The following is an 18,565-nucleotide window of genomic DNA, read 5'->3' on the forward strand; positions in this document are numbered from 1 at the left end:
TTGTCGTTTATACTGGCGCTCTTTTCTCTTTGCCCCTGGAAACCCGTTCGATGACCACCCTGCTGGCCCTGGATACCGCCACCGAAGCCTGTTCCGTTGCGCTGCTGCATGACGGCAAGGTGACCAGCCACCATGAGGTGATCCCCCGCCAACACGCGCAGAAGCTGTTGCCGATGATCAAGCAGATCCTGGCTGAATCGGGCGTAGCGCTGAGCGATCTGGATGCCATCGCCTTTGGTCGTGGCCCAGGTGCGTTCACCGGGGTGCGCATCGCCATTGGTGTGGTGCAGGGCCTGGCCTTCGCCTTGGAGCGCCCGGTGCTGCCGGTATCGAACCTGGCCGCCTTGGCGCAACGGGCCTTGCGCGAGCGTGGCACGCGGCACGTTGCGGCGGCCATCGATGCGCGGATGGATGAGATCTACTGGGGCTGCTACCAGGCCAACGAAGGTGAGATGCGCCTGCTCGGTCGCGAAGCCGTCTTGCCGCCAGAGCGTGTGGCCTTGCCAGAGGCAGGCGGTGATTGGTTCGGTGCGGGGACTGGCTGGGGTTACGCGCCGCGTCTGGCTGCGCAGGTGAGCGACAGTGATGCCAGCCTGCTGCCCACCGCCTTGGATATCCTCAGCTTGGCCGGATACGCTTGGGCACGCGGTGAGGCGATTGCCGCCGACCAGGCTCAGCCAGTCTATCTGCGCGATAACGTGGCCACGCCCAAGGCGCCTCGTTAACCGCAGTTCGTCGGCTATTTACATTCGCGCTAAACCTTTCGTGGGAACTGTGGTCCAGTTATCACAATGGCATTAGCGATGGATCTCTGGTGCTGCTAAATTGCCATCATTGATCCTGAGTGTTCATTCCATGCGTATCGACGGCTTCTCTTCCCAGTCCTACCCGATCAAGCGCGCACCGCGCAAGGCGCAGGTGCGTGATGAGTCTGTCGAAGATGCCGAGCTGATCGAAGACAGCGAAGTCCCGCAAGAGGCCAGGACGCGCAGGGGCGGCGCGGGTCTGCCAGCTCGCCAGCAGGATCTGATCTTCCCGCGCGCGCGCGATCGACGCACCGCGACCGCTCTGGCCAGCTACTTGGCCACTGCCGGCTTCACCGATTGGGATATGGAAGTGCTGGGGCTGGATCTGTACATTTGATGGATGAATCCATCGCCTCTGCCTTACTTTCTCGGTTGTCCGTCCTGGAGCGAAAACGCCTGGCGCGATTACCTGTATCCCGCTGACGCCCGCGCCACTGAATTTCTAGGCCTGTATAGCCAGGTATTCAACGCGGTCGAAGGCAATACCACCTTTTATGCCCGTCCCGCGCCTTCCACGGTAGAGCGCTGGGCTCAGGTCATGCCTGCGCACTTTCGCTTTACCGCCAAATTTCCGCGGGATGTCAGCCATGCCGGTGACCTGCGTGAGCAACTGCAATCGGCGATCGACTTCACTCGCCTGCTAGCACCTCTTGGCCCACGGGTTTCGCCCTATTGGCTGCAACTGCCAGCGGTGTTCGGCGCTGCTCGCCTGGCTGAGCTTGCGCACTTTCTTGACCACATTGGCGTACCAGTGGCGGTCGAGGTGCGTAATCTGCGGTTCTTTGCCCGTGGCGATGAGGAGCGGGCGCTGAACCGCCTGTTGCATGGGCGTGGGGTGGAGCGCATCTGCCTGGATCCGCGGGCCCTGTTCAGCTGCACCTCGCGCGAGCCGGCAGTGCTGCATGCCCAGTCGAAGAAACCCAACGTGCCAGCGCGGCCTGCGGCCTTCAGTCAGCACCCACAGGTGCGGTTCATTGGCCATCCGCAGCTTGAGGCGAACGAGCACTTCCTCACGCCGTGGGTGGGCAAGGTCGCTGAGTGGATCGAACAGGGGCGTAGCCCGTACATTTTCCTGCATACCTCGGATAACCGCCTGGCAGCGGCCTTGGCCCAGCGTTTTCATCAACGGCTGAGCAAGCGCTTGCCGGGGCTTGCGCCTTTAGCTGAATTGCCACGTGCCCCTGAGGTCGAACAACTAGGGTTACTCTGACCACTTCTCAACCTTCCGGAGCTGTAACCATGGATGTGCAAACCCTGCGAGCGGAGGCCTTCAAGGCGCTGCATGAGCGTGATGGCGCCTTTGTCATTGCCAACCCCTGGGATGCTGGCTCCGCCCGGCTGCTGGCCAGCCTGGGCTTCGAGGCGCTGGCCACGACCAGTGCGGGGTTGGCCTTCAGCCTGGGGCGGCCGGATGCCGAGGCTGAGCTGAGCCTGGACGAAACCCTGGCCAATGCCCGCTCGATTGTCGATGCCACACCATTGCCGGTGGCTGCGGATTTGGAAAATGGTTTCGGCGACCTGCCGGAAGATTGCGCCCAGACCATTCTGCGCGCCGCTGAAGTGGGCTTGGTCGGCGGTTCGATCGAGGACGCCAGCGGTCGCCGCGAAGCGCCCATTTATGACCTCGGCCTGGCCGTGGAGCGCGTGCGCGCAGCGGTACAGGCGGCGCGCAGCCTGCCATTTGCGTTCACCCTGTGTGCCCGCGCCGAGAACCTGCTGCATGGGCGCATGGACCTGGATGACACCATCCTGCGCCTGCAGGCGTATGCCGAAGCCGGCGCTGATGTGCTGTATGCCCCAGGGCTGCGCAGTGTCGATGAGGTGCGTGCGGTGGTCCAGGCGCTGGCTCCGAAACCTGTGAATGTATTGATGGGTTTGGCGGGTGTGCCGCTGAGCGTCAACCAACTGCAAGACTTGGGGGTGCGACGTATCAGCGTCGGCTCATCGCTGGCCCGGGCGGCACTCGGCGCGTTGCAGCGGGCGGCGCTGGAGATTCGCGATCAGGGCACCTTCAGCTACGCCGAGCAGGCGCTGCCGTTCGCCCAGCTCAACGATCTGTTCCGACGCTGAGCCCTGATGCGCTGGCTTGGCTGGCTGCTGTTGGTGCTGCTGCTCGCAGCGGGCCAGGCCTGGTACCTGGGCTGGCGTCCACCCGCGCAATGGAATCCGTGGGCGGCGCTGGATGTGCGCCAGCCGCCGAACCTGCTCACGCCTTATAAACTGTCGCGTCTGCGCACAGACCCCGCCTTATGCCAGCAGGCGCTGCAAACCTCGGTCTTGCGCTACCGAGCCCAGGCCGACAGCGCAGCGACGGCGCAATGTCCGCTGCAGAACGTGTGGCGGGTGGAGGCCGGTCAGGCGCGCTTGAGCAGTAGTTTTCTCGCCACCTGCCCGCTGGCGGTGGCCTATGCCCTGTTCGAGGCGCATGGCTTGCAACCGGCAGCGCAGCGGGTGTTTGGCCAGCCGGTGGTGCAGGTTGAGCACCTTGGCAGCTTCGCCTGTCGCAACGTCTACAACCGCAAGCAAGGTCGGCTGAGCCAGCATGCCACGGCCAATGCCTTGGATATCAGCGCCTTTCGGCTCAAGGATGGCCAGCGCATCGTGTTGGCGCAGCACTGGCAGGCTGGGGGGCAGAAGGCGGAGTTTCTCAGGCAGGTGCGGCAAGCGGCCTGCGAGAGTTTCAGTACGGTATTAGGGCCTGACTACAACGCGGCGCACCACAACCACTTTCATCTCGACATGGGGCTCTGGCAGATCTGCCGCTGAGCTCAAGCGTGGACGCGCACGTTGTTCAGCACGACAGGGCGTGCCCAGTGAATGTCGAACTCCAGCTCATTCTGCTGCTGGGCCAGGGTCGGCTCATCGAACGGTTCTGGCGCCGGGTCCAGCAGGTCCATTTCAAATTCGGCGATCGGCAGGTGCAGCGGGCGCGGCGAAGGCGCAGCGCCAGGTTCAGCTTGCGCATGGCCCTGGCTCATGACCACCGGACGCAGCCAGCTGTTGCTCAGATCGAGATCGCGTTGTTGCTCGATCAACTCGGCGGCGCTGAACGGTTCCGGGGCAGGCTCGAGCAGGTTGGCTTCAAGTTCGGCCTTGGGCAGGAACAGCGGCTCGGGTGGCTTGACCTCGGTGTCTTGCACGCTGCAAGCACGTTGGGCATCGATCAACGCCAGGGCACGGGCGCCCCCGATCGGTTCTCCGCTTTCGTTGTCGTACTGCACCAGCGCTTGACTGACGGCGTCGGTCTCTTGCCCTTGCTGGTCGGCCAACGCCTGGGCGAAGAAATCCTGCCACAGGTGGCTGACGCCGCCGAGGGCTTGGGTATTCAGTCGACCGTAGTTGCCGACAGGCGACAGGTAGGTCAAGCCGATGGGAAGGGTATCTGACATGGCAGTCGCGCGTGTTGTGCTCTGGCAGAATAGCGGATACTGCGTGTATCGGCCGTGGCCGGCGTTTCATTAATTATTTTGGATGCGGGATCGGATGGTAGAGCAAGAGCAGGGTACAGGCATCAGGGTCGAGGCGCTGGCGCCCGAGTACCAGGCGCAGGCGGCGGTATGGGCTGAGCGGCTGGGGTTGCCATTGGCTGACGAGGCGGCGGAGTTTGCCGTGCAGGTAGGTGTGGACGGCTTGCAGATCCAGCAGCTGGGGCCGCAGGCACCGGGTCCGGTGCGCGTCGACTTCGTCGAGGGCCAGGCGGCGCACCGGCGCTTGTTCGGGGGTGGCAATGGGCAGATGATCGCCAAGGCGGTCGGTATCGCTCAGGGCGTGCGGCCGCAGGTGCTGGATGCAACTGCCGGGCTGGGTAAAGATGCTTTCGTGCTAGCCAGCCTTGGCTGCCAGATGACCTTGATCGAGCGCCAGCCGCTGATTGCCGCGTTACTCGAAGATGGCCTGGCGCGCGGCCGTGGAGATGTCGAGGTAGGGCCAATCGTTGAGCGGATGCGCTTGTTGGTGGGCAACGCCATCGAGCGCATGCGCACCTGGCAGGGCGAGGCGCCACAGGTGATCTACCTGGATCCGATGTTCCCGCACCGCGACAAGAGTGCCTTGGTGAAGAAGGAAATGCGCGTGTTCCGGCCTTTGGTCGGTGACGACCTGGATGCGCCGGCGTTGCTCGAGGCAGCCTTGGCGTTGGCTTCGCACCGGGTCGTGGTCAAGCGGCCGCGTAAGGCGCCGATTATCGACGGGCCCAAGCCCAGTCATAGCCTTGAGGGCAAATCGAGTCGCTATGACATCTATCCGAAGAAGGCCTTGAAGGCTTAGCGCAGCGTTTGCAGATTCCGCCACTGGGGCTGCCTTGCAGCCCTTGTCGGCGGTTGCCCAGACACCTTCAGGCGGCGGATGCCAACTGAGCCATGCGTTGCAGTACCGCATGCAGGCCATTGCTGCGCGAGGGCGACAGTTGGCGCTCAAGGCCAAGCTCGGTGAACCAGGCCCCCAGCTCAAGCTGCGCCAGCTCGGCGTTATCGAGCCCCTGTACCCGGACCAGCAGCAAGGCCAGCAGCCCCCTCAGCAAGCGTGCATCGCTAGCGGCCTTGAACTGCCATTGTCCGCCTTGCTGGTTGGCGACCAGCCACACCAGGCTCTCACAGCCATGGACACGGTTGTCCTCGATCTTTTCGCGCTCGTCCAGCGGCGCCAGTCGGTCGCCCCACTGCATCAGCAGGCGCGCTCGTTGTTCCCACCCCCGAGCCTGCTGGAATGCCTGCAGCGCTTGGCTGGCCTCGCTCGACAGGCTCATCGCAACAACTCCAGGCCCTGATCCAGCGCGTCGAAGAAGCGCTGCAAGTCGTCACTGTCGTTGTACACGCCTAGCGATACCCGAATTGCCCCTTCCAGCCCCAACCCCTTGAGCAGCGGCATCGCGCAATGATGCCCGGCGCGTACGGCAATGCCCTGCTCGGTCAGCAGGTGAGCGATATCGGCGTTGTGCACACCGTCGACGACAAAGCTCACCAGGGCGCTTTGCGGCATGCCGAGGATACGCACGCCATCACGATCGGCCAGGCCACGTAGCAGGTGCTGATGCAGGCTGGTTTCATGGGCCTGTACGGCGTGTGGGTCGAGGCTGGCCAGGTAGTCGAGGGTCGCACCCAGGCCAATGACCCCGGCAATGGGCGGCGTTCCCGCCTCGAAGCCCAGCGGCGCCGGGCGAAAACTGGCGCCGTGATAGTCGGCCAGTTGCACCATCTCTCCGCCAAACTGCCAATGAAGCAGCTGTTCCAAGGCCTGCGGGCGCCCATAAAGGACGCCTACGCCTTCAGGTCCGTACAGTTTATGGCTGGAGAACACGTAGAAGTCGCATTCGAGTTGCTGCACATCGTGGCGGCCATGCACCACGCCCTGCGCGCCGTCGACCACGGTCAATGCGCCTTGTGCGCGGGCGTGGGCGAGCAGGGCGGGCAGTGCTTGCCAGGTGCCCAGTACGTTGGACAGTTGGCTGACTGCCAGCAGGCGGGTGCGCGGGCCGATCAGTTGCAGCGCTTGATTGAGGTCGATGTGGCCCTGCTCATCCAGCGGCAGGATGACCAGGCGCAAGTTGCGCCGGCGCGCCAGTTGCTGCCACGGCAGCAGGTTGGCGTGGTGCTCCAGGGCGCTGATGGCGATCTCGTCGCCCTCGTTGAAGCCATGTTCCAGGCCATAGGCCAGCAAGTTCAGCGCTGAAGTGGCGCCATGGGTGAAGATGATCTGCCGCGAATCGGCGGCATTGAGCCAGGCGGCGACCTTGTCGCGGCTGGTCTCGAAGGCTTGGGTGGCCAGCGCGCCGGGCAGGTGCTGGGCACGATGAACGTTGGCCGCGCCATGGCCGTAGTAATGGCTCAGGGCATCGAGCAGGGCCTGGGGCTTTTGCGTGGTGGCGGCGCTGTCCAGATAGGTCTGGTGCTGGCGTTCTAGAGCGGCGATGGCGGGAAAGTCGGCACGCCACGGGGAGGGCTGAAACATGATCGAGGGACCTGGAAATAAAAACGGGCCTGGCGCTAACGCCAGACCCGATCTTATCACTTCAAACCCCGCGAGGTTCTCAGTTGTGCGCGTGCAGCGCCTCGTTCAGCTCGATGGCCGACTTGTGGGTCTTGCACTCCACTGCGCCGTTCAGCGAGTTGCGGCGGAACAGCAGGTCGGTCTGGCCGGCCAGGTCGCGGGCCTTGACCACTTTGACCAGTTGGTTGTTCTCGTCGAGCAGGTTCACCTTGGTGCCAGCAGTGATGTACAGGCCAGCTTCAACGGTGTTGCGATCGCCCAGCGGGATGCCGATACCGGCGTTGGCGCCGATCAGGCAGCCTTCGCCGACCTTGATCACGATGTTGCCACCACCGGAGAGGGTGCCCATGGTCGAGCAACCGCCGCCCAGGTCCGAGCCCTTGCCGACGAATACGCCAGCGGACACGCGGCCTTCGATCATGCCTGGGCCTTCGGTGCCGGCGTTAAAGTTGACGAAGCCTTCGTGCATGATGGTGGTGCCTTCGCCGATGTAGGCGCCCAGGCGCACACGGGCGGTATCGGCGATACGTACGCCGGCCGGGACCACGTAGTCGGTCATTTTCGGGAACTTGTCGACCGAGAACACTTCCAGCAGCTCGCCCTTCAGGCGCGCTTCGAGTTGCAGTTCGGCAAGCTCGGCCAGGTCGACGGCGCCCTGGTTGGTCCAGGCAACGTTTGGCAGCAGCGGGAACACGCCAGCCAGGCTCAGGCCGTGCGGCTTGACCAGGCGGTGCGAGAGCAGGTGCAGCTTGAGATAGGCCTCTGGGGTCGAAGTCAGCGCGCTGTCTTCGGCCAGCAGGGTCGCGACCAGCGGCTTGTGGCTTTCAGCCAGGCGGGTCAGCAGGGCGTATTGGGTGGCATCGACGGCCTTGAGGGCATCGGCCAGCTGGCCGGCCTGGGCGTTGCTGAAGGCGATGGCTTGGTTGCCGCCTTCATAGCCGAGGATCGGCGCGACCGCAGCGACCAGCTCGGCACTCGGGTTGATCAGTGGTTGCGCGTAGAAGACTTCCAGCCAGGTGCCCTGGCGGTTCTGGGTGCCGACACCGAAGGCCAGGCTGAACAGAGTAGTGGACATGCGATTACCTCTTGCGAAATAGGGTGGAAGCGGAGCGGACTCAGGCCAGCGCTGCGGCGTACAGGTCAGGCTTGAAACCGACCAGGGTACGCTCGCCGAGGTCAAGCACCGGGCGCTTGATCATCGACGGCTGGGCCAGCATCAATTCGACGGCCTTGGCCTGGTCGAGGTTGGCTTTGCTGGCATCGTCGAGCTTGCGGAAGGTGGTACCGGCACGGTTGAGGATGACTTCCCAGCCGTGCTCGTCGCACCAGCGATTCAGGCTGTCGCGGTCGATGCCTTGAGTCTTGTAGTCGTGAAATTGATAGCCGATGGCTTTTTCTTCGAGCCAGGTACGGGCTTTTTTCATGGTGTCGCAGGCTTTGATGCCGTAGAGAGTGTAAGCCATTGAATGCCTGGGGCGCCTTGGGGTAGGCGTCCCGATACTCCGTGAAGAAAAGGTGAGGGCGATTATGCGACATCGACGAGCCTGGCGCCACGGCTGGCTGCCGAGCGCGCAGGGGCGAAGCGTGTCACCTGATGTCGGGTAGCATTGTGTTACATATTCTCCGCTCGCCTGCGACTATGGTGCAGCGGTGCATTATTACTGCACGCCGCTAACATATTGTTTCAATGGCGATGTTTTGCCCCGCCAGGGTTTTTCGAATTACACAGGAAGCTTGCTGATGCAGTCAGCCTATACAGTTCTTATCCTGCTGACGCTGGTAAGCGTGTCAAAGCTGGTGGGGCGGATGATCCCGCTGCCTCTGCCGCTGGTGCAGATCGCGGCCGGGGCACTGCTGGCCTGGCCGAGCCTGGGCCTGCATGTGGCGCTGGAGCCGGAGTTGTTCTTGTTCCTGTTCTTGCCGCCGCTGCTGTTCGCCGATGGCTGGCGCATCCCCAAGCGTGAGCTGTGGCGTATACGTGGCCCGGTGGTTGCGCTAGCGGTGGGCTTGGTGCTGTTCACCGTGGTCGGTGCTGGCTACTTCATTCACTGGTTGTTGCCGAGCATCCCGCTGCCGGTGGCCTTCGCCTTGGCCGCCGTGCTGTCGCCTACCGATGCCGTGGCAGTCTCGGCGATTACTCAGGACCGTTTGCCTACGCCGTTGATGCACATGCTTCAGGGCGAGGCGCTGATGAACGATGCCACGGGCCTGGTGACCTTCAAGTTCGCCCTGGTGGCGGCGATTACCGGTGCCTTCTCGTTGGCCGAGGCCAGTTTCACATTCGTGCTGGTGGCGCTGGGAGGCCTCGCGGTGGGGGTTGCGCTGAGCTGGCTGATCGGTCGCCTGCGTGCCTGGATGATCGCCCGTGGCTGGGATGACCCTGCCACCCACGTGGTGTTCATGCTTTTGCTGCCGTTCGCTGCCTATGTACTGGCCGAGCGCCTGGGCGTGTCGGGCATTCTTTCGGCGGTGGCGGCGGGGATGATGCAAAGCTGGCTCGATCTGCTGCCACGCCAGACCAGCACACGTCTGCTCAACCGTAGCGTCTGGTCGCTGCTGGAGTTCGCCTTCAATGGGCTGATCTTCTTGCTGCTGGGCCTGCAGTTGCCGGACATCATCAAGGCTGTGGTCAGCCATGAGGCGACCATCTGGCCGACCCTGGCCTATCGCTGCCTCGACGTACTGGCGATCTTCGCCGCGCTGATCCTGTTGCGTTTCATCTGGGTGCAGAGCATCTGGCGTGCGATTGGCGTGATACGCCGCTGGCGTGGCAAGCCTGAGCTGGTGCTGATGCCCACCGCTCGGTCGTGTTGGTTGCTGACGATCGGTGGCGTGCGCGGCGCGGTGACCCTGGCGGGCGTGATGTCGGTACCGCTGCTGATGGGGGCGGGCCAGGCGTTTCCAGAGCGAGACCTGCTCATCTTCATTGCGGCGGGGGTAATCCTGCTGTCGTTGATCGGCGCCTGTATTGCGTTGCCGATCCTGTTGCGCGGTGTGACCAAAAGCCCGGACGAGCGTTTGCAGCAAGAAGTACAAGAAGCCTGGCGGCGCACGGCCGAGGCGGCCATTCATGCCTTGGAAGCAGAAGAGGTGATCGACGCCAATGCGCCGCAGGACGCCGCGCAGGCGACTTTGGCCACCGAGCTCAAGGCACGTTTGATGGCTGAGTATCGGGATGAGCTGGACAGCTACAACGACACTGCCGAAGCGCGCGCGCTGGCTGAGCAGATGGACCTGCTGGAGCGTCGCCTGCGGGTGAAAGCACTACGGGCGCAGCGTCTGGAATTGTACAACCTGCACCGTCAGCATCTGGTAGGCGATGAGGTGGTGCGCCAGGTGCTGGGTGAGCTGGATATGAGTGAGGCGAACCTGGGGCAGGTCAAATAGGGCGAAGGGGGCCGCAAAGCGGCCCCTTGCTCGCTGCTGAAGTCAGTGCTTGCTCAGGAAGTCCCGAATCCGCTCAGCCGCCTCGATGCACTCAGCCAACGGCGCAACCAGCGCCATGCGCACTCGGCCTGCACCTGGGTTGACCCCATCCACCTCTCGCGACAGGTACGAACCCGGCACCACGGTCACGTGCTGTGCTTGGAACAGGTCGCGGGTGAACTCGGCATCACAGCCCGGCACCTTGGCCCACAGGTAGAAGCTGCCGTCCGGACGCTGAACGTCCATTACCGGTTGGAGGATATCCAGCACCGCGTCGTACTTGGCCCGGTATTGGTCGCGGTTGGCGCGTACGTGGGCTTCATCCTGCCAGGCGGCGACGCTGGCCAGCTGGGTTTGCACCGGCATGGCGCAGCCGTGGTAGGTGCGGTACAGCAGGAATGGCTTGATGATCTCGGCGTCACCGGCGACGAAGCCCGAGCGCAGGCCCGGCAGGTTGGAGCGCTTGGACAGGCTGTGGAACACCACGCAGCGTTTGAAATCGCTACGGCCAAGCTCGGCGCAGGCGCTCAGCAGGCCCGGTGGTGGCGCGTCTTCGTCGAAGTACAGCTCGCTGTAGCACTCGTCGGCGGCAATCACGAAGTCGTGCTCATCGGCCAGGGCAATCAGCTTTTTCAGGGTGTCCATCGGCACCAGGGCGCCAGTGGGGTTGCCTGGGGAGCACAGGAACAGGATCTGGCAGCGCTGCCATACCTCTGCCGGCACTGCGTCGAAATCCGGATTGAAGCCGTTGTCTTCCAGGCACGGAAGGTAGTGCGGGGTGGCACCGGCAAGCAGGGCTGCGCCTTCGTAGATCTGGTAGAACGGGTTGGGGCTGATCACCAGGCCGTCATCGGCGCGGTTGACCACTGCCTGGGTGAAGGCGAACAGCGCCTCCCGGGTGCCGTTGACCGGCAGGATATGGCGGTCGGCATCCAGCCAGCCGGCTGGCACGCCGAAGCGCTGTTCGCACCACTGGCCAATCGCCTGGCGCAGCGCCGGCAGGCCGAGGGTGCTGGGGTACACCGCCAGCTTGTCGAGGTTGTCGGCCAGGGCCTTGGCGACGAACGCCGGCGATTCGTGCTTCGGCTCGCCGATCGACAGGGCGATGGCACGTTTGTCCGCCGCCGGCTGCACGCTGCCCAGCAGGGCGCGGAGTTTCTCGAACGGGTAGGGCTGAAGCTGGGTCAAGGCATGGTTCATCGGCGCAAGGTCTCGTCAATCGTTAGAAGGTCACGCGGGTAGGGCTGGCATCGCTGGCCTGGCCTTTTTGCAACTGCTGGATGATCGCTTCCTGCAGGCGGCTGCACAGCTGTGGATCGGACAGCGGCTGGTTGTCGGCGTCGGTAATGAAGAACACGTCTTCCACGCGCTCGCCGAGGGTGGCGATCTTGGCGTTTTGCAGCGACAGGTCGAACTCCAGGAAAATCCGCCCGATCCGCGCCAGCAGGCCTGGGCGATCAGGGGCGATGATCTCGAGGATGGTCACCGGACGCTGGGCATCGTTGTGGATGGTCACCTGCGGCGCAAAGGTGAAGTGCTTGAGCTGGCGCGGCACCCGGCGCTGGATGATGGTCGGGTAGTCTTCGGGGTTGCGCAGGGCCTCGGTCAGGCCCTCGCGGATCTGCTTGACCCGCTGCGGGTTATCGCCGATCGAGCCGCCGTCGTTGTCCAGGACAATGTAGGTATCGAGGGTGAACTGGCTGCTCGAGGTGATGATCCGCGCATCATGGATGTTCAGGTTGAGCTGGGACATCGCCGCCACGGTCACGGCGAAGAAGTCGTGCTGGTCGGGTGCATAGATGAAGATCTGCGTGCCACCCTCGAATTCACGCTGGGTGGTCTCCTTGATCAGAACCAACGGGCCGCCATCGGCTGGCTGCTGCAGGATCGCATCGCTGTGCCAGGCCACGTCGGCGGCGGTGTGCTTGAGAAAGTAGTCATCGCCCAGTTGCGACCACAGTTGCTCGACGTCGTCCGGGTCGGTGCCTTCGCGGATCAGGATGTCGAGCGCGGCGCTCTGCGTCTGGCGGATCTGCTCTTCGCGGTCCAGCGGGTTTTCCAGGCCACGGCGCAGCGCGCGCTTGGTCTCGGTATAGAGCTGGCGCAGCAGGCTGGCGCGCCAGGAGTTCCACAGGCTGGGGTTGGTGGCGTTGATGTCGGCCACGGTTAGCACATACAGGTAGTCCAGGCGCGTCTCGTCGCCCACGTGCAGGGCGAAGTCGTTGATCACTTGCGGGTCGGACAGGTCCTTGCGCTGGGCAGTGGTCGACATTACCAGGTGGTTCTGTACCAGCCAGACGATCAGCCGGGTATCCCAGGTTGGCAGCTGGTGGCGCTCGCCAAAGGCTTGGGCGTCGACCGCGCCGAGTTCGGAATGATCGCCCTGGCGACCCTTGCCGATGTCATGGTAGAGCCCGGCCAGGTAGATCAGCTCGGGTTTGGGCAGGCGGCCCATGAGCTTGCTGGCCAGCGGGAATTTCTCCGACACCGGGGTGTACTGCAGCTTGCGCAGGTGCTTGATCAGGTTGAGGGTGTGCGCATCGACCGTATAGATGTGGAACAGGTCATGCTGCATCTGCCCGACGATCAGGCCGAACTCCGGCAAGTAGCGGCCGAGGATGCCGTAGCGGTTCATCCGGCGCAGGTTGCGGTGGATACCGATCTCGCACTTGAACAGCTCGATGAACAGGCTGGTATTACGGATATCGTTGCGGAAGTTGTCATCGATCAGATGGCGATGCTCGCGCAACAGGCGCACGGTGTCGGCGCGCACGCCCTTGATCTCCGGGTGCTGGGCCATCAGCACGAAGATCTCCAGCATGGCGAACGGCGTGCGTTTGAACACGTTGGGGCTGACCGCTTCTATATAACCATCGTGCAGGCGAAAGCGAGCGTTGAGCGGTTGGGTGGTGCCACTGTCGTCGTCAGCGAGGATGACTTCCTCGAAGTGCTGGATGATCAGGTCGCACAGCTGGCTGATGCTCATCACCACCCGGTAGTACTGCTGCATGAACTGCTCGATGGCGCGCTTGGGGTTGTCATCGCTGAAGCCAAGCAACGCGGCGATGCTGCGCTGGTGGTCGAACAGCAGGCGGTCTTCGGCGCGCCCGGCGAGCATGTGCAGGGCGTAGCGCACCCGCCAGAGGAAGGCCTGGGAGGAGGCGAGCAGTTCGTTCTCGCTCTCCAGCAGGAAACCTTCGCCAGCCAGGGCGTGCAGGTTGAGCGTGCCGTACTGGCGACGGGCGACCCAGAGCACGGTCTGGATATCGCGCAGGCCGCCGGGTGAGCCTTTGACGTTGGGCTCCAGGTTGTACTCGGTGTCGTTGTACTTGTGGTGGCGGGCCTTGAGCTCGGCGCGCTTGGCCAGGAAAAACTCTTTGCTCGGCCACATGGTGGCGGTGCTGGTCACCTCGAGCATGCGTTGGCGCAAGGGCTCGGGTCCGGCAATGGTGCGGCTTTCCATCAGGTTGGTGATCACCGTCAGGTCGGCGCGGGCCTGCTCGGCGCATTCCTCGACGCTGCGTACGCTCTGGCCGACTTCCAGGCCGATGTCCCAGAGCAGGGTCAGAAAACCTTCGATGGCTTCGCGGTACTGCTCGTGTTCGGCGCCATCGAGCAGGATCAGCAGGTCGATGTCGGAGAACGGGTGCAGTTCGCCGCGTCCGTAACCGCCCACGGCGATCAGGGCGATGCCGCTAGGGTCCTGCCATTCGAACTGGTTCCAGGCCTGCTGCAGGATGTTGTCGACGAACCAGGCGCGGTCCTCGATCAGCCGGCGGATGTCGCGGCCTTCGCGAAAGCGCTTGTCGAGCACCTCGCGGGCCAGGCGGATGGCCTTCTTGAAGGCCGCGATGGGGCTTGCCTTGAGCGCCAGTTCCGCCTGGAACTGGCCGCGGTCGAACAGCTCGGGATCCACCTGGGGCATCGAGTCGCTTTCCTGAAGGTATTAGGCCGACGTACGGGGGATGGTGTCGTCTTTGCGCAGGGTGAAGATTTCGTAACCGGTAGCCGTCACCACCAGGGTGTGCTCCCACTGCGCCGAGAGCTTGCGGTCCTTGGTGATGGCGGTCCAGCCGTCGCCCAGCACCTTGGTGTCAGCCTTGCCCTGGTTGATCATCGGCTCGATGGTGAAGGTCATGCCTTCCTTGAGCTCCATGCCGGTACCGGCGCGGCCGTAGTGCAGGATCTGCGGCTCTTCGTGGAACACCTTGCCGATGCCGTGGCCGCAGAACTCGCGGACCACCGAGAAACCGTTCTTCTCGGCGTGTTTCTGGATCACTTCGCCGATGTCGCCCAGGCGGCAGCCTGGCTTGACCAGCTCGATGGCCTTGTACATGCATTCCTGGGTGACTTGCGACAGGCGCTCGGCCCAAACCGGTACCGTACCGACATGGAACATGCGGCTGGTGTCGCCGTGGTAGCCGTCCTTGATCACGGTGACGTCGATGTTCAACGTGTCGCCGTTCTTCAAGGGCTTGTCATTGGGGATGCCATGGCAGACCACGTGGTTGATCGAGGTGCAGATCGACTTGGGGTAACCCTTGTAGTTGAGCGGCGCCGGGATGGCCTGTTGGACGTTGACGATATAGTCATGGCACAGGCGGTCGAGCTCTTCGGTGGTGACACCGGGCTTGACGTGTTCTTCGATCATTTCCAGCACTTCAGCGGCCAGGCGGCCGGCGATGCGCATCTTCTCGATGTCTTCTGCGGTCTTGATGGTAACGGTCATTACAGGCTCTCTACGGCGCCCCATGGGGCGCGAACAAACGGGAAAGGCCGGATTCTAGCAGAGCAGGGCGTCGATCTGTCGGGATAAAGGCGCTGTTGCTGCGGTCTATTGGAGGCATTTTGGCGCGATTGGCCGCTGGCTGCAAAAGCCGCTGACGGACGAGACAGTATTCGGGTTCCGTTCGTGCGCGGTCTGTGGTATAAAATGCGCCGCTTTCCGGGAGGTCCCGGCAAGCTTAAACCCACACACGTGTCGACACGATGACCTGGGTGCCCCGAACGCTTCGGCCTCGTGGGTTGGTCATTGGGATACGTGGAGGCCCAACCCGACTTATCAAGGAACTATCATGTCCCAAGTCAACATGCGCGATATGCTGAAGGCCGGTGTGCACTTCGGTCACCAGACCCGTTACTGGAACCCGAAAATGGGTAAATACATTTTCGGCGCGCGTAACAAGATCCACATCATCAACCTGGAAAAAACCCTGCCAATGTTCAACGACGCTCTGTCGTTCGTAGAGCGCCTGGCCCAGGGCAAGAACAAGATCCTGTTCGTCGGCACCAAGCGTTCCGCCGGCAAACTGGTCGCCGAGCAAGCAGCTCGTTGCGGTTCGCCATACGTTGATCACCGCTGGTTGGGCGGCATGCTGACCAACTACAAAACCATCCGCGCTTCGATCAAGCGTCTGCGTGACCTGGAAACCCAGGCCGAAGATGGTACCTTCACCAAGCTGACCAAGAAAGAAGCTCTGATGCGTTCGCGCGATCTGGAGAAGCTGGACCGCAGCCTGGGTGGTATCAAGGATATGGGCGGTCTGCCTGACGCTCTGTTCGTTATCGACGTTGATCACGAGCGCATCGCGATCACCGAAGCTAACAAGCTGGGCATCCCGGTTATCGGCGTTGTCGATACCAACAGCAGCCCGGAAGGTGTTGATTACATCATCCCAGGCAACGACGACGCCATCCGCGCCATCGAGCTGTACATGACTTCGATGGCTGACGCTGTCATCCGCGGCCGCAACAACGTTGCTGGCGGCACCGAAGTCTACGCTGAAGAAGCGGCGGCACCAGCTGCTGAGTAATTGACGCCTGGCGTCTACTTAGCACGCGAAAAGGGGGCTTGGCCCCCTTTTTGCCACCTGAAATCCTCCTGTCAGCATTAGCGCCGCATCATGTGTTTCGCAGGCGAGATGGCAGTGGATTTACAGAATTGAACGCCCGTGACGAGCGGGTGGAATGGTTGAAAAACTTTCCAAGAGGATTTTGAAATGGCAGAGATTACTGCAGCGCTGGTAAAAGAACTGCGTGAGCGTACCGGCGAAGGCATGATGGATTGCAAAAAGGCCCTGACCAAGGCCGGCGGCGACATCGAAAAAGCCATCGACGACATGCGCGCCTCGGGTGCCATCAAGGCAGCTAAAAAGGCTGGCAACGTTGCCGCTGAAGGCGCCATCGCCATCAAGGCTGACGACAAGTCCGCAGTCCTGCTGGAAGTGAACTCGCAGACCGACTTCCTGGCTCTGCAAGACGACTTCAAGAACTTCGTCGCTGAAAGCGTTGAGCAAGCCTTTGCCGAGAAACTGACCGACGCTGCGCCGCTGATCGCTTCCCGCGAAGCTGCTCGCGAAGCCCTGGTTGCCAAGGTTGGTGAGAACGTCAACATTCGTCGCCTGGTGCGCGTCGAAGGCGACGTGGTCGGTACCTACCTGCACGGTAACAAGATCGGTGTGGCAGTGGTCCTGAAGGGCGGCGACGTCCAGCTGGCCAAAGAAATCGCCATGCACGTTGCCGCGTCGAACCCAGAGTTCCTGGATTCGTCGGAAATCTCCGACGAGGCCATCGAGCGCGAGAAGGCTGTCTTCCTGCAGCTGAACGCCGACAAAATCGCTGGCAAGCCTGAGAACATCGTTGAGAACATGATCAACGGTCGTATCACCAAGTTCAAAGCCGAAGCCTCGCTCAAAGAGCAAGCCTTCGTCATGAACCCGGAGATCAAGGTCGGCGAACTGGCCAAGAAAGCCGGTGCTGAAATCGTTTCCTTCACCTACTTCAAAGTCGGCGAAGGCATCGAGAAGCCAGTTGACAACTTCGCTGAAGAAGTTGCCGCTCAGCTGGCTGCTGCCAAGCAGTAAGACAGACTCCGTCTGTCGCCCCAAAGAGGCTGCCCGCTCACGCGCGCAGCCTCTTTGTCAAACCGGTGCCGGGTTTATCCGACCTGGCTCCGCTGGCGCTGAAGCAGCGCCACGCTACAGTTAGCAGGCTGTATCCAGCCCGCGCAGAATTTTCTTAAAGACGCCGCAGGAGAGACTCGCAATGGCTCAGCAGGTGAGTGGTCGCCAACCTCGCTATAAACGCATTTTGCTCAAACTTAGCGGCGAGGCCCTGATGGGCTCGGAAGAGTTCGGGATCGACCCGAAAGTATTGGATCGTATGGCCCTGGAAGTGGGCCAGTTGGTCGGTATCGGTGTCCAGGTAGGCCTGGTCATCGGTGGCGGCAACCTGTTCCGCGGTGCAGCACTCAGCGCAGCCGGCATGGATCGCGTTACTGGCGACCACATGGGCATGCTTGCCACCGTGATGAACGCCCTGGCCATGCGCGACGCCCTCGAGCGTTCGAACATCCCGGCCCTGGTCATGTCGGCCATTTCCATGGTTGGCGTCACCGATCATTACGATCGTCGCAAAGCTATTCGCCACCTCAACTCCGGGGATGTGGTAATTTTCTCCGCCGGTACCGGCAACCCGTTCTTCACCACCGACTCCGCAGCCTGCCTGCGTGCCATCGAAATCGATGCTGACGTGGTGCTGAAGGCGACCAAGGTCGACGGTGTGTACACTGCCGATCCATTCAAGGATCCGCATGCCGAGAAGTTCGATCACCTCACCTATGATGAGGTCTTGGATCGCAAGCTTGGTGTGATGGACCTGACCGCAATCTGCCTGTGCCGCGACCACAAGATGCCATTGCGGGTATTCAACATGAACAAACCTGGCGCCCTGCTGAACATCGTGGTGGGTGGCGCTGAAGGTACTTTGATCGAGGAAGGCCAAGCATGATCAACGAAATCAAGAAAGATGCTCAGGAACGCATGACCAAGTCGCTGGAGTCGCTCCAGCACGCGTTCAGCCGTATCCGCACCGGTGTCGCCCACCCGAGCATTCTGGAAGGTGTGATGGTGCCTTACTACGGCGCCGACACCCCTATCAAGCAAGTGGCCAACATCACCGTCAAGGATTCGCGCACCCTGCAGGTCGTCGCTTTCGAGCGCAACATGCTCGGCGCGGTCGACAAGGCGATTGCCAGTGCAGGTCTGAACCTGAACCCGACCAACCTTGGCGAACTGCTGCTGATCAACATGCCGCCGCTGACCGAAGAAACCCGTAAGGGCTTCACCAAGCAGGCGCGTGATGCGGCAGAAGACGGTCGTATCGCTGTGCGTAACATCCGTCGTGACGCCCTGAGCCAGCTCAAGGACCTGGTCAAGGAAAAGGAAATCAGCGAAGACGAAGAGCGTCGCGCCGCTGATGACATCCAGAAGCTGACCGACAAGTTCGTGGCCGAGATCGAAGTTGCCGTGAAGGCCAAGGAGAAGGACCTGATGGCCGTCTGAGGCCAG

At 62.5% G+C, this 18,565-nt stretch carries 19 protein-coding genes; 11 read left to right on the forward strand and 8 right to left on the reverse strand.

Annotation, left to right across the window (positions count from 1 at the left end; genetic code table 11):
- The first annotated feature begins 50 nt into the window (after nucleotides 1-50).
- The 5 genes from tsaB to ACF8K2_RS15690 all read left to right on the forward strand — a co-directional run bounded on the left by tsaB (nucleotide 51) and on the right by ACF8K2_RS15690 (nucleotide 3,572).
- The gene (gene tsaB / locus ACF8K2_RS15670) at nucleotides 51-725 is read left to right on the forward strand and encodes a tRNA (adenosine(37)-N6)-threonylcarbamoyltransferase complex dimerization subunit type 1 TsaB (protein WP_392465828.1); all 675 of its coding nucleotides are present in this window, start codon (nucleotides 51-53) and stop codon (nucleotides 723-725) included.
- Between the two features lie 130 nt (nucleotides 726-855).
- Nucleotides 856-1,143: a hypothetical protein gene (locus ACF8K2_RS15675; RefSeq protein WP_186555451.1), complete on the forward strand. Its 288-nt coding sequence runs from the start codon at nucleotides 856-858 to the stop codon at nucleotides 1,141-1,143.
- 3 nt (nucleotides 1,144-1,146) lie between these two features.
- A complete protein-coding gene (locus ACF8K2_RS15680) occupies nucleotides 1,147-2,016 on the forward strand; it encodes a DUF72 domain-containing protein (RefSeq protein ID WP_392465830.1) in 870 nt (289 codons plus the stop codon).
- Between the two features lie 29 nt (nucleotides 2,017-2,045).
- Complete coding sequence (locus ACF8K2_RS15685; RefSeq protein ID WP_392465832.1) at nucleotides 2,046-2,876, forward strand: oxaloacetate decarboxylase; 831 nt, start codon at nucleotides 2,046-2,048, stop codon at nucleotides 2,874-2,876.
- 6 nt (nucleotides 2,877-2,882) lie between these two features.
- Nucleotides 2,883-3,572 carry an extensin family protein gene (locus ACF8K2_RS15690; RefSeq protein ID WP_392465833.1) on the forward strand — a complete coding sequence of 230 codons (690 nt, stop codon included), beginning with the start codon at nucleotides 2,883-2,885 and terminating at the stop codon, nucleotides 3,570-3,572.
- A gap of 2 nt (nucleotides 3,573-3,574) precedes the next feature.
- Here ACF8K2_RS15690 and ACF8K2_RS15695 read toward each other — a convergent pair whose 3' ends face one another.
- A complete protein-coding gene (locus tag ACF8K2_RS15695) occupies nucleotides 3,575-4,195 on the reverse strand; it encodes an energy transducer TonB (protein ID WP_392465835.1) in 621 nt (206 codons plus the stop codon).
- A 94-nt stretch (nucleotides 4,196-4,289) separates the two neighbouring features.
- Here ACF8K2_RS15695 and ACF8K2_RS15700 point away from each other — a divergent pair, with 94 nt between their 5' ends.
- A complete protein-coding gene (locus tag ACF8K2_RS15700) occupies nucleotides 4,290-5,072 on the forward strand; it encodes a class I SAM-dependent methyltransferase (RefSeq protein WP_264236090.1) in 783 nt (260 codons plus the stop codon).
- Nucleotides 5,073-5,139: 67 nt separating this feature from the next.
- Here ACF8K2_RS15700 and ACF8K2_RS15705 read toward each other — a convergent pair whose 3' ends face one another.
- The 4 genes from ACF8K2_RS15705 to ACF8K2_RS15720 all read right to left on the reverse strand — a co-directional run bounded on the left by ACF8K2_RS15705 (nucleotide 5,140) and on the right by ACF8K2_RS15720 (nucleotide 8,254).
- A complete protein-coding gene (locus ACF8K2_RS15705; protein ID WP_392465837.1) occupies nucleotides 5,140-5,550 on the reverse strand; it encodes a SufE family protein in 411 nt (136 codons plus the stop codon).
- Nucleotides 5,547-6,752: a cysteine desulfurase gene (locus tag ACF8K2_RS15710; protein ID WP_392465840.1), complete on the reverse strand. Its 1,206-nt coding sequence runs from the start codon at nucleotides 6,750-6,752 to the stop codon at nucleotides 5,547-5,549. Before ACF8K2_RS15710 ends, ACF8K2_RS15705 begins: the two co-directional genes overlap by 4 nt.
- A 79-nt stretch (nucleotides 6,753-6,831) precedes the next feature.
- The gene (gene dapD, locus ACF8K2_RS15715; protein WP_392465842.1) at nucleotides 6,832-7,866 is read right to left on the reverse strand and encodes a 2,3,4,5-tetrahydropyridine-2,6-dicarboxylate N-succinyltransferase; all 1,035 of its coding nucleotides are present in this window, start codon (nucleotides 7,864-7,866) and stop codon (nucleotides 6,832-6,834) included.
- Nucleotides 7,867-7,906: 40 nt separating this feature from the next.
- A complete protein-coding gene (locus tag ACF8K2_RS15720; RefSeq protein ID WP_186555442.1) occupies nucleotides 7,907-8,254 on the reverse strand; it encodes an ArsC family reductase in 348 nt (115 codons plus the stop codon).
- 277 nt (nucleotides 8,255-8,531) lie between these two features.
- On the opposite strand from ACF8K2_RS15720, the gene ACF8K2_RS15725 reads away from it, so the two are divergent.
- Nucleotides 8,532-10,178: a Na+/H+ antiporter gene (locus ACF8K2_RS15725; protein WP_392465845.1), complete on the forward strand. Its 1,647-nt coding sequence runs from the start codon at nucleotides 8,532-8,534 to the stop codon at nucleotides 10,176-10,178.
- Between the two features lie 42 nt (nucleotides 10,179-10,220).
- On the opposite strand, the gene dapC is transcribed toward ACF8K2_RS15725, so the two are convergent.
- From dapC to map, 3 genes are read right to left on the reverse strand one after another with little or no spacing between them, the layout of a single operon-like run.
- The gene (dapC, locus tag ACF8K2_RS15730; RefSeq protein WP_392465846.1) at nucleotides 10,221-11,417 is read right to left on the reverse strand and encodes a succinyldiaminopimelate transaminase; all 1,197 of its coding nucleotides are present in this window, start codon (nucleotides 11,415-11,417) and stop codon (nucleotides 10,221-10,223) included.
- Between the two features lie 22 nt (nucleotides 11,418-11,439).
- Nucleotides 11,440-14,142 (reverse strand): [protein-PII] uridylyltransferase, encoded by a 2,703-nt coding sequence (locus tag ACF8K2_RS15735; RefSeq protein WP_392465848.1) that lies wholly within the window; start codon nucleotides 14,140-14,142, stop codon nucleotides 11,440-11,442.
- 21 nt (nucleotides 14,143-14,163) lie between these two features.
- Entirely contained in the window at nucleotides 14,164-14,946 is a 783-nt protein-coding gene (map, locus tag ACF8K2_RS15740; RefSeq protein WP_186555438.1) for a type I methionyl aminopeptidase, read from the reverse strand.
- Nucleotides 14,947-15,292: 346 nt separating this feature from the next.
- Between map and rpsB the strand changes: the two genes are divergently transcribed.
- From rpsB to frr, 4 genes are all read left to right on the forward strand, one after another.
- Nucleotides 15,293-16,030, forward strand: coding sequence for a 30S ribosomal protein S2 (gene rpsB / locus ACF8K2_RS15745; protein WP_186555437.1), 738 nt, complete (start codon nucleotides 15,293-15,295; stop codon nucleotides 16,028-16,030).
- A 186-nt stretch (nucleotides 16,031-16,216) separates the two neighbouring features.
- Nucleotides 16,217-17,080, forward strand: a complete 864-nt coding sequence (gene tsf, locus ACF8K2_RS15750; RefSeq protein WP_186555436.1) for a translation elongation factor Ts — start codon at nucleotides 16,217-16,219, stop codon at nucleotides 17,078-17,080.
- Nucleotides 17,081-17,261: 181 nt separating this feature from the next.
- Nucleotides 17,262-18,005 (forward strand): UMP kinase, encoded by a 744-nt coding sequence (gene pyrH / locus ACF8K2_RS15755; protein ID WP_084854362.1) that lies wholly within the window; start codon nucleotides 17,262-17,264, stop codon nucleotides 18,003-18,005.
- On the forward strand, nucleotides 18,002-18,559 hold the full coding sequence (gene frr / locus ACF8K2_RS15760) for a ribosome recycling factor (protein WP_186555435.1): 558 nt from the start codon (nucleotides 18,002-18,004) through the stop codon (nucleotides 18,557-18,559). The genes pyrH and frr overlap by 4 nt, the downstream gene beginning before the upstream one ends.
- Nucleotides 18,560-18,565 lie beyond the last annotated feature (6 nt).

It is taken from the genome of Pseudomonas sp. xss_2, assembly GCF_043104195.1.
In the GTDB taxonomy this organism is placed as follows: Bacteria; Pseudomonadota; Gammaproteobacteria; order Pseudomonadales; family Pseudomonadaceae; genus Aquipseudomonas; species Aquipseudomonas urmiensis.

Bases quoted from the DNA above. Each gene is read 5' to 3' on its own strand.
- tsaB (WP_392465828.1), top strand. From the start codon at position 51: ATGACCACCCTGCTGGCCCTGGATACCGCCACCGAAGCCTGTTCCGTT.
- ACF8K2_RS15675 (WP_186555451.1), top strand. From the start codon at position 856: ATGCGTATCGACGGCTTCTCTTCCCAGTCCTACCCGATCAAGCGCGCA.
- ACF8K2_RS15680 (WP_392465830.1), top strand. From the start codon at position 1,147: ATGAATCCATCGCCTCTGCCTTACTTTCTCGGTTGTCCGTCCTGGAGC.
- ACF8K2_RS15685 (WP_392465832.1), top strand. From the start codon at position 2,046: ATGGATGTGCAAACCCTGCGAGCGGAGGCCTTCAAGGCGCTGCATGAG.
- ACF8K2_RS15690 (WP_392465833.1), top strand. From the start codon at position 2,883: ATGCGCTGGCTTGGCTGGCTGCTGTTGGTGCTGCTGCTCGCAGCGGGC.
- ACF8K2_RS15695 (WP_392465835.1), bottom strand. From the start codon at position 4,195: ATGTCAGATACCCTTCCCATCGGCTTGACCTACCTGTCGCCTGTCGGC.
- ACF8K2_RS15700 (WP_264236090.1), top strand. From the start codon at position 4,290: ATGGTAGAGCAAGAGCAGGGTACAGGCATCAGGGTCGAGGCGCTGGCG.
- ACF8K2_RS15705 (WP_392465837.1), bottom strand. From the start codon at position 5,550: ATGAGCCTGTCGAGCGAGGCCAGCCAAGCGCTGCAGGCATTCCAGCAG.
- ACF8K2_RS15710 (WP_392465840.1), bottom strand. From the start codon at position 6,752: ATGTTTCAGCCCTCCCCGTGGCGTGCCGACTTTCCCGCCATCGCCGCT.
- dapD (WP_392465842.1), bottom strand. From the start codon at position 7,866: ATGTCCACTACTCTGTTCAGCCTGGCCTTCGGTGTCGGCACCCAGAAC.
- ACF8K2_RS15720 (WP_186555442.1), bottom strand. From the start codon at position 8,254: ATGGCTTACACTCTCTACGGCATCAAAGCCTGCGACACCATGAAAAAA.
- ACF8K2_RS15725 (WP_392465845.1), top strand. From the start codon at position 8,532: ATGCAGTCAGCCTATACAGTTCTTATCCTGCTGACGCTGGTAAGCGTG.
- dapC (WP_392465846.1), bottom strand. From the start codon at position 11,417: ATGAACCATGCCTTGACCCAGCTTCAGCCCTACCCGTTCGAGAAACTC.
- ACF8K2_RS15735 (WP_392465848.1), bottom strand. From the start codon at position 14,142: ATGCCCCAGGTGGATCCCGAGCTGTTCGACCGCGGCCAGTTCCAGGCG.
- map (WP_186555438.1), bottom strand. From the start codon at position 14,946: ATGACCGTTACCATCAAGACCGCAGAAGACATCGAGAAGATGCGCATC.
- rpsB (WP_186555437.1), top strand. From the start codon at position 15,293: ATGTCCCAAGTCAACATGCGCGATATGCTGAAGGCCGGTGTGCACTTC.
- tsf (WP_186555436.1), top strand. From the start codon at position 16,217: ATGGCAGAGATTACTGCAGCGCTGGTAAAAGAACTGCGTGAGCGTACC.
- pyrH (WP_084854362.1), top strand. From the start codon at position 17,262: ATGGCTCAGCAGGTGAGTGGTCGCCAACCTCGCTATAAACGCATTTTG.
- frr (WP_186555435.1), top strand. From the start codon at position 18,002: ATGATCAACGAAATCAAGAAAGATGCTCAGGAACGCATGACCAAGTCG.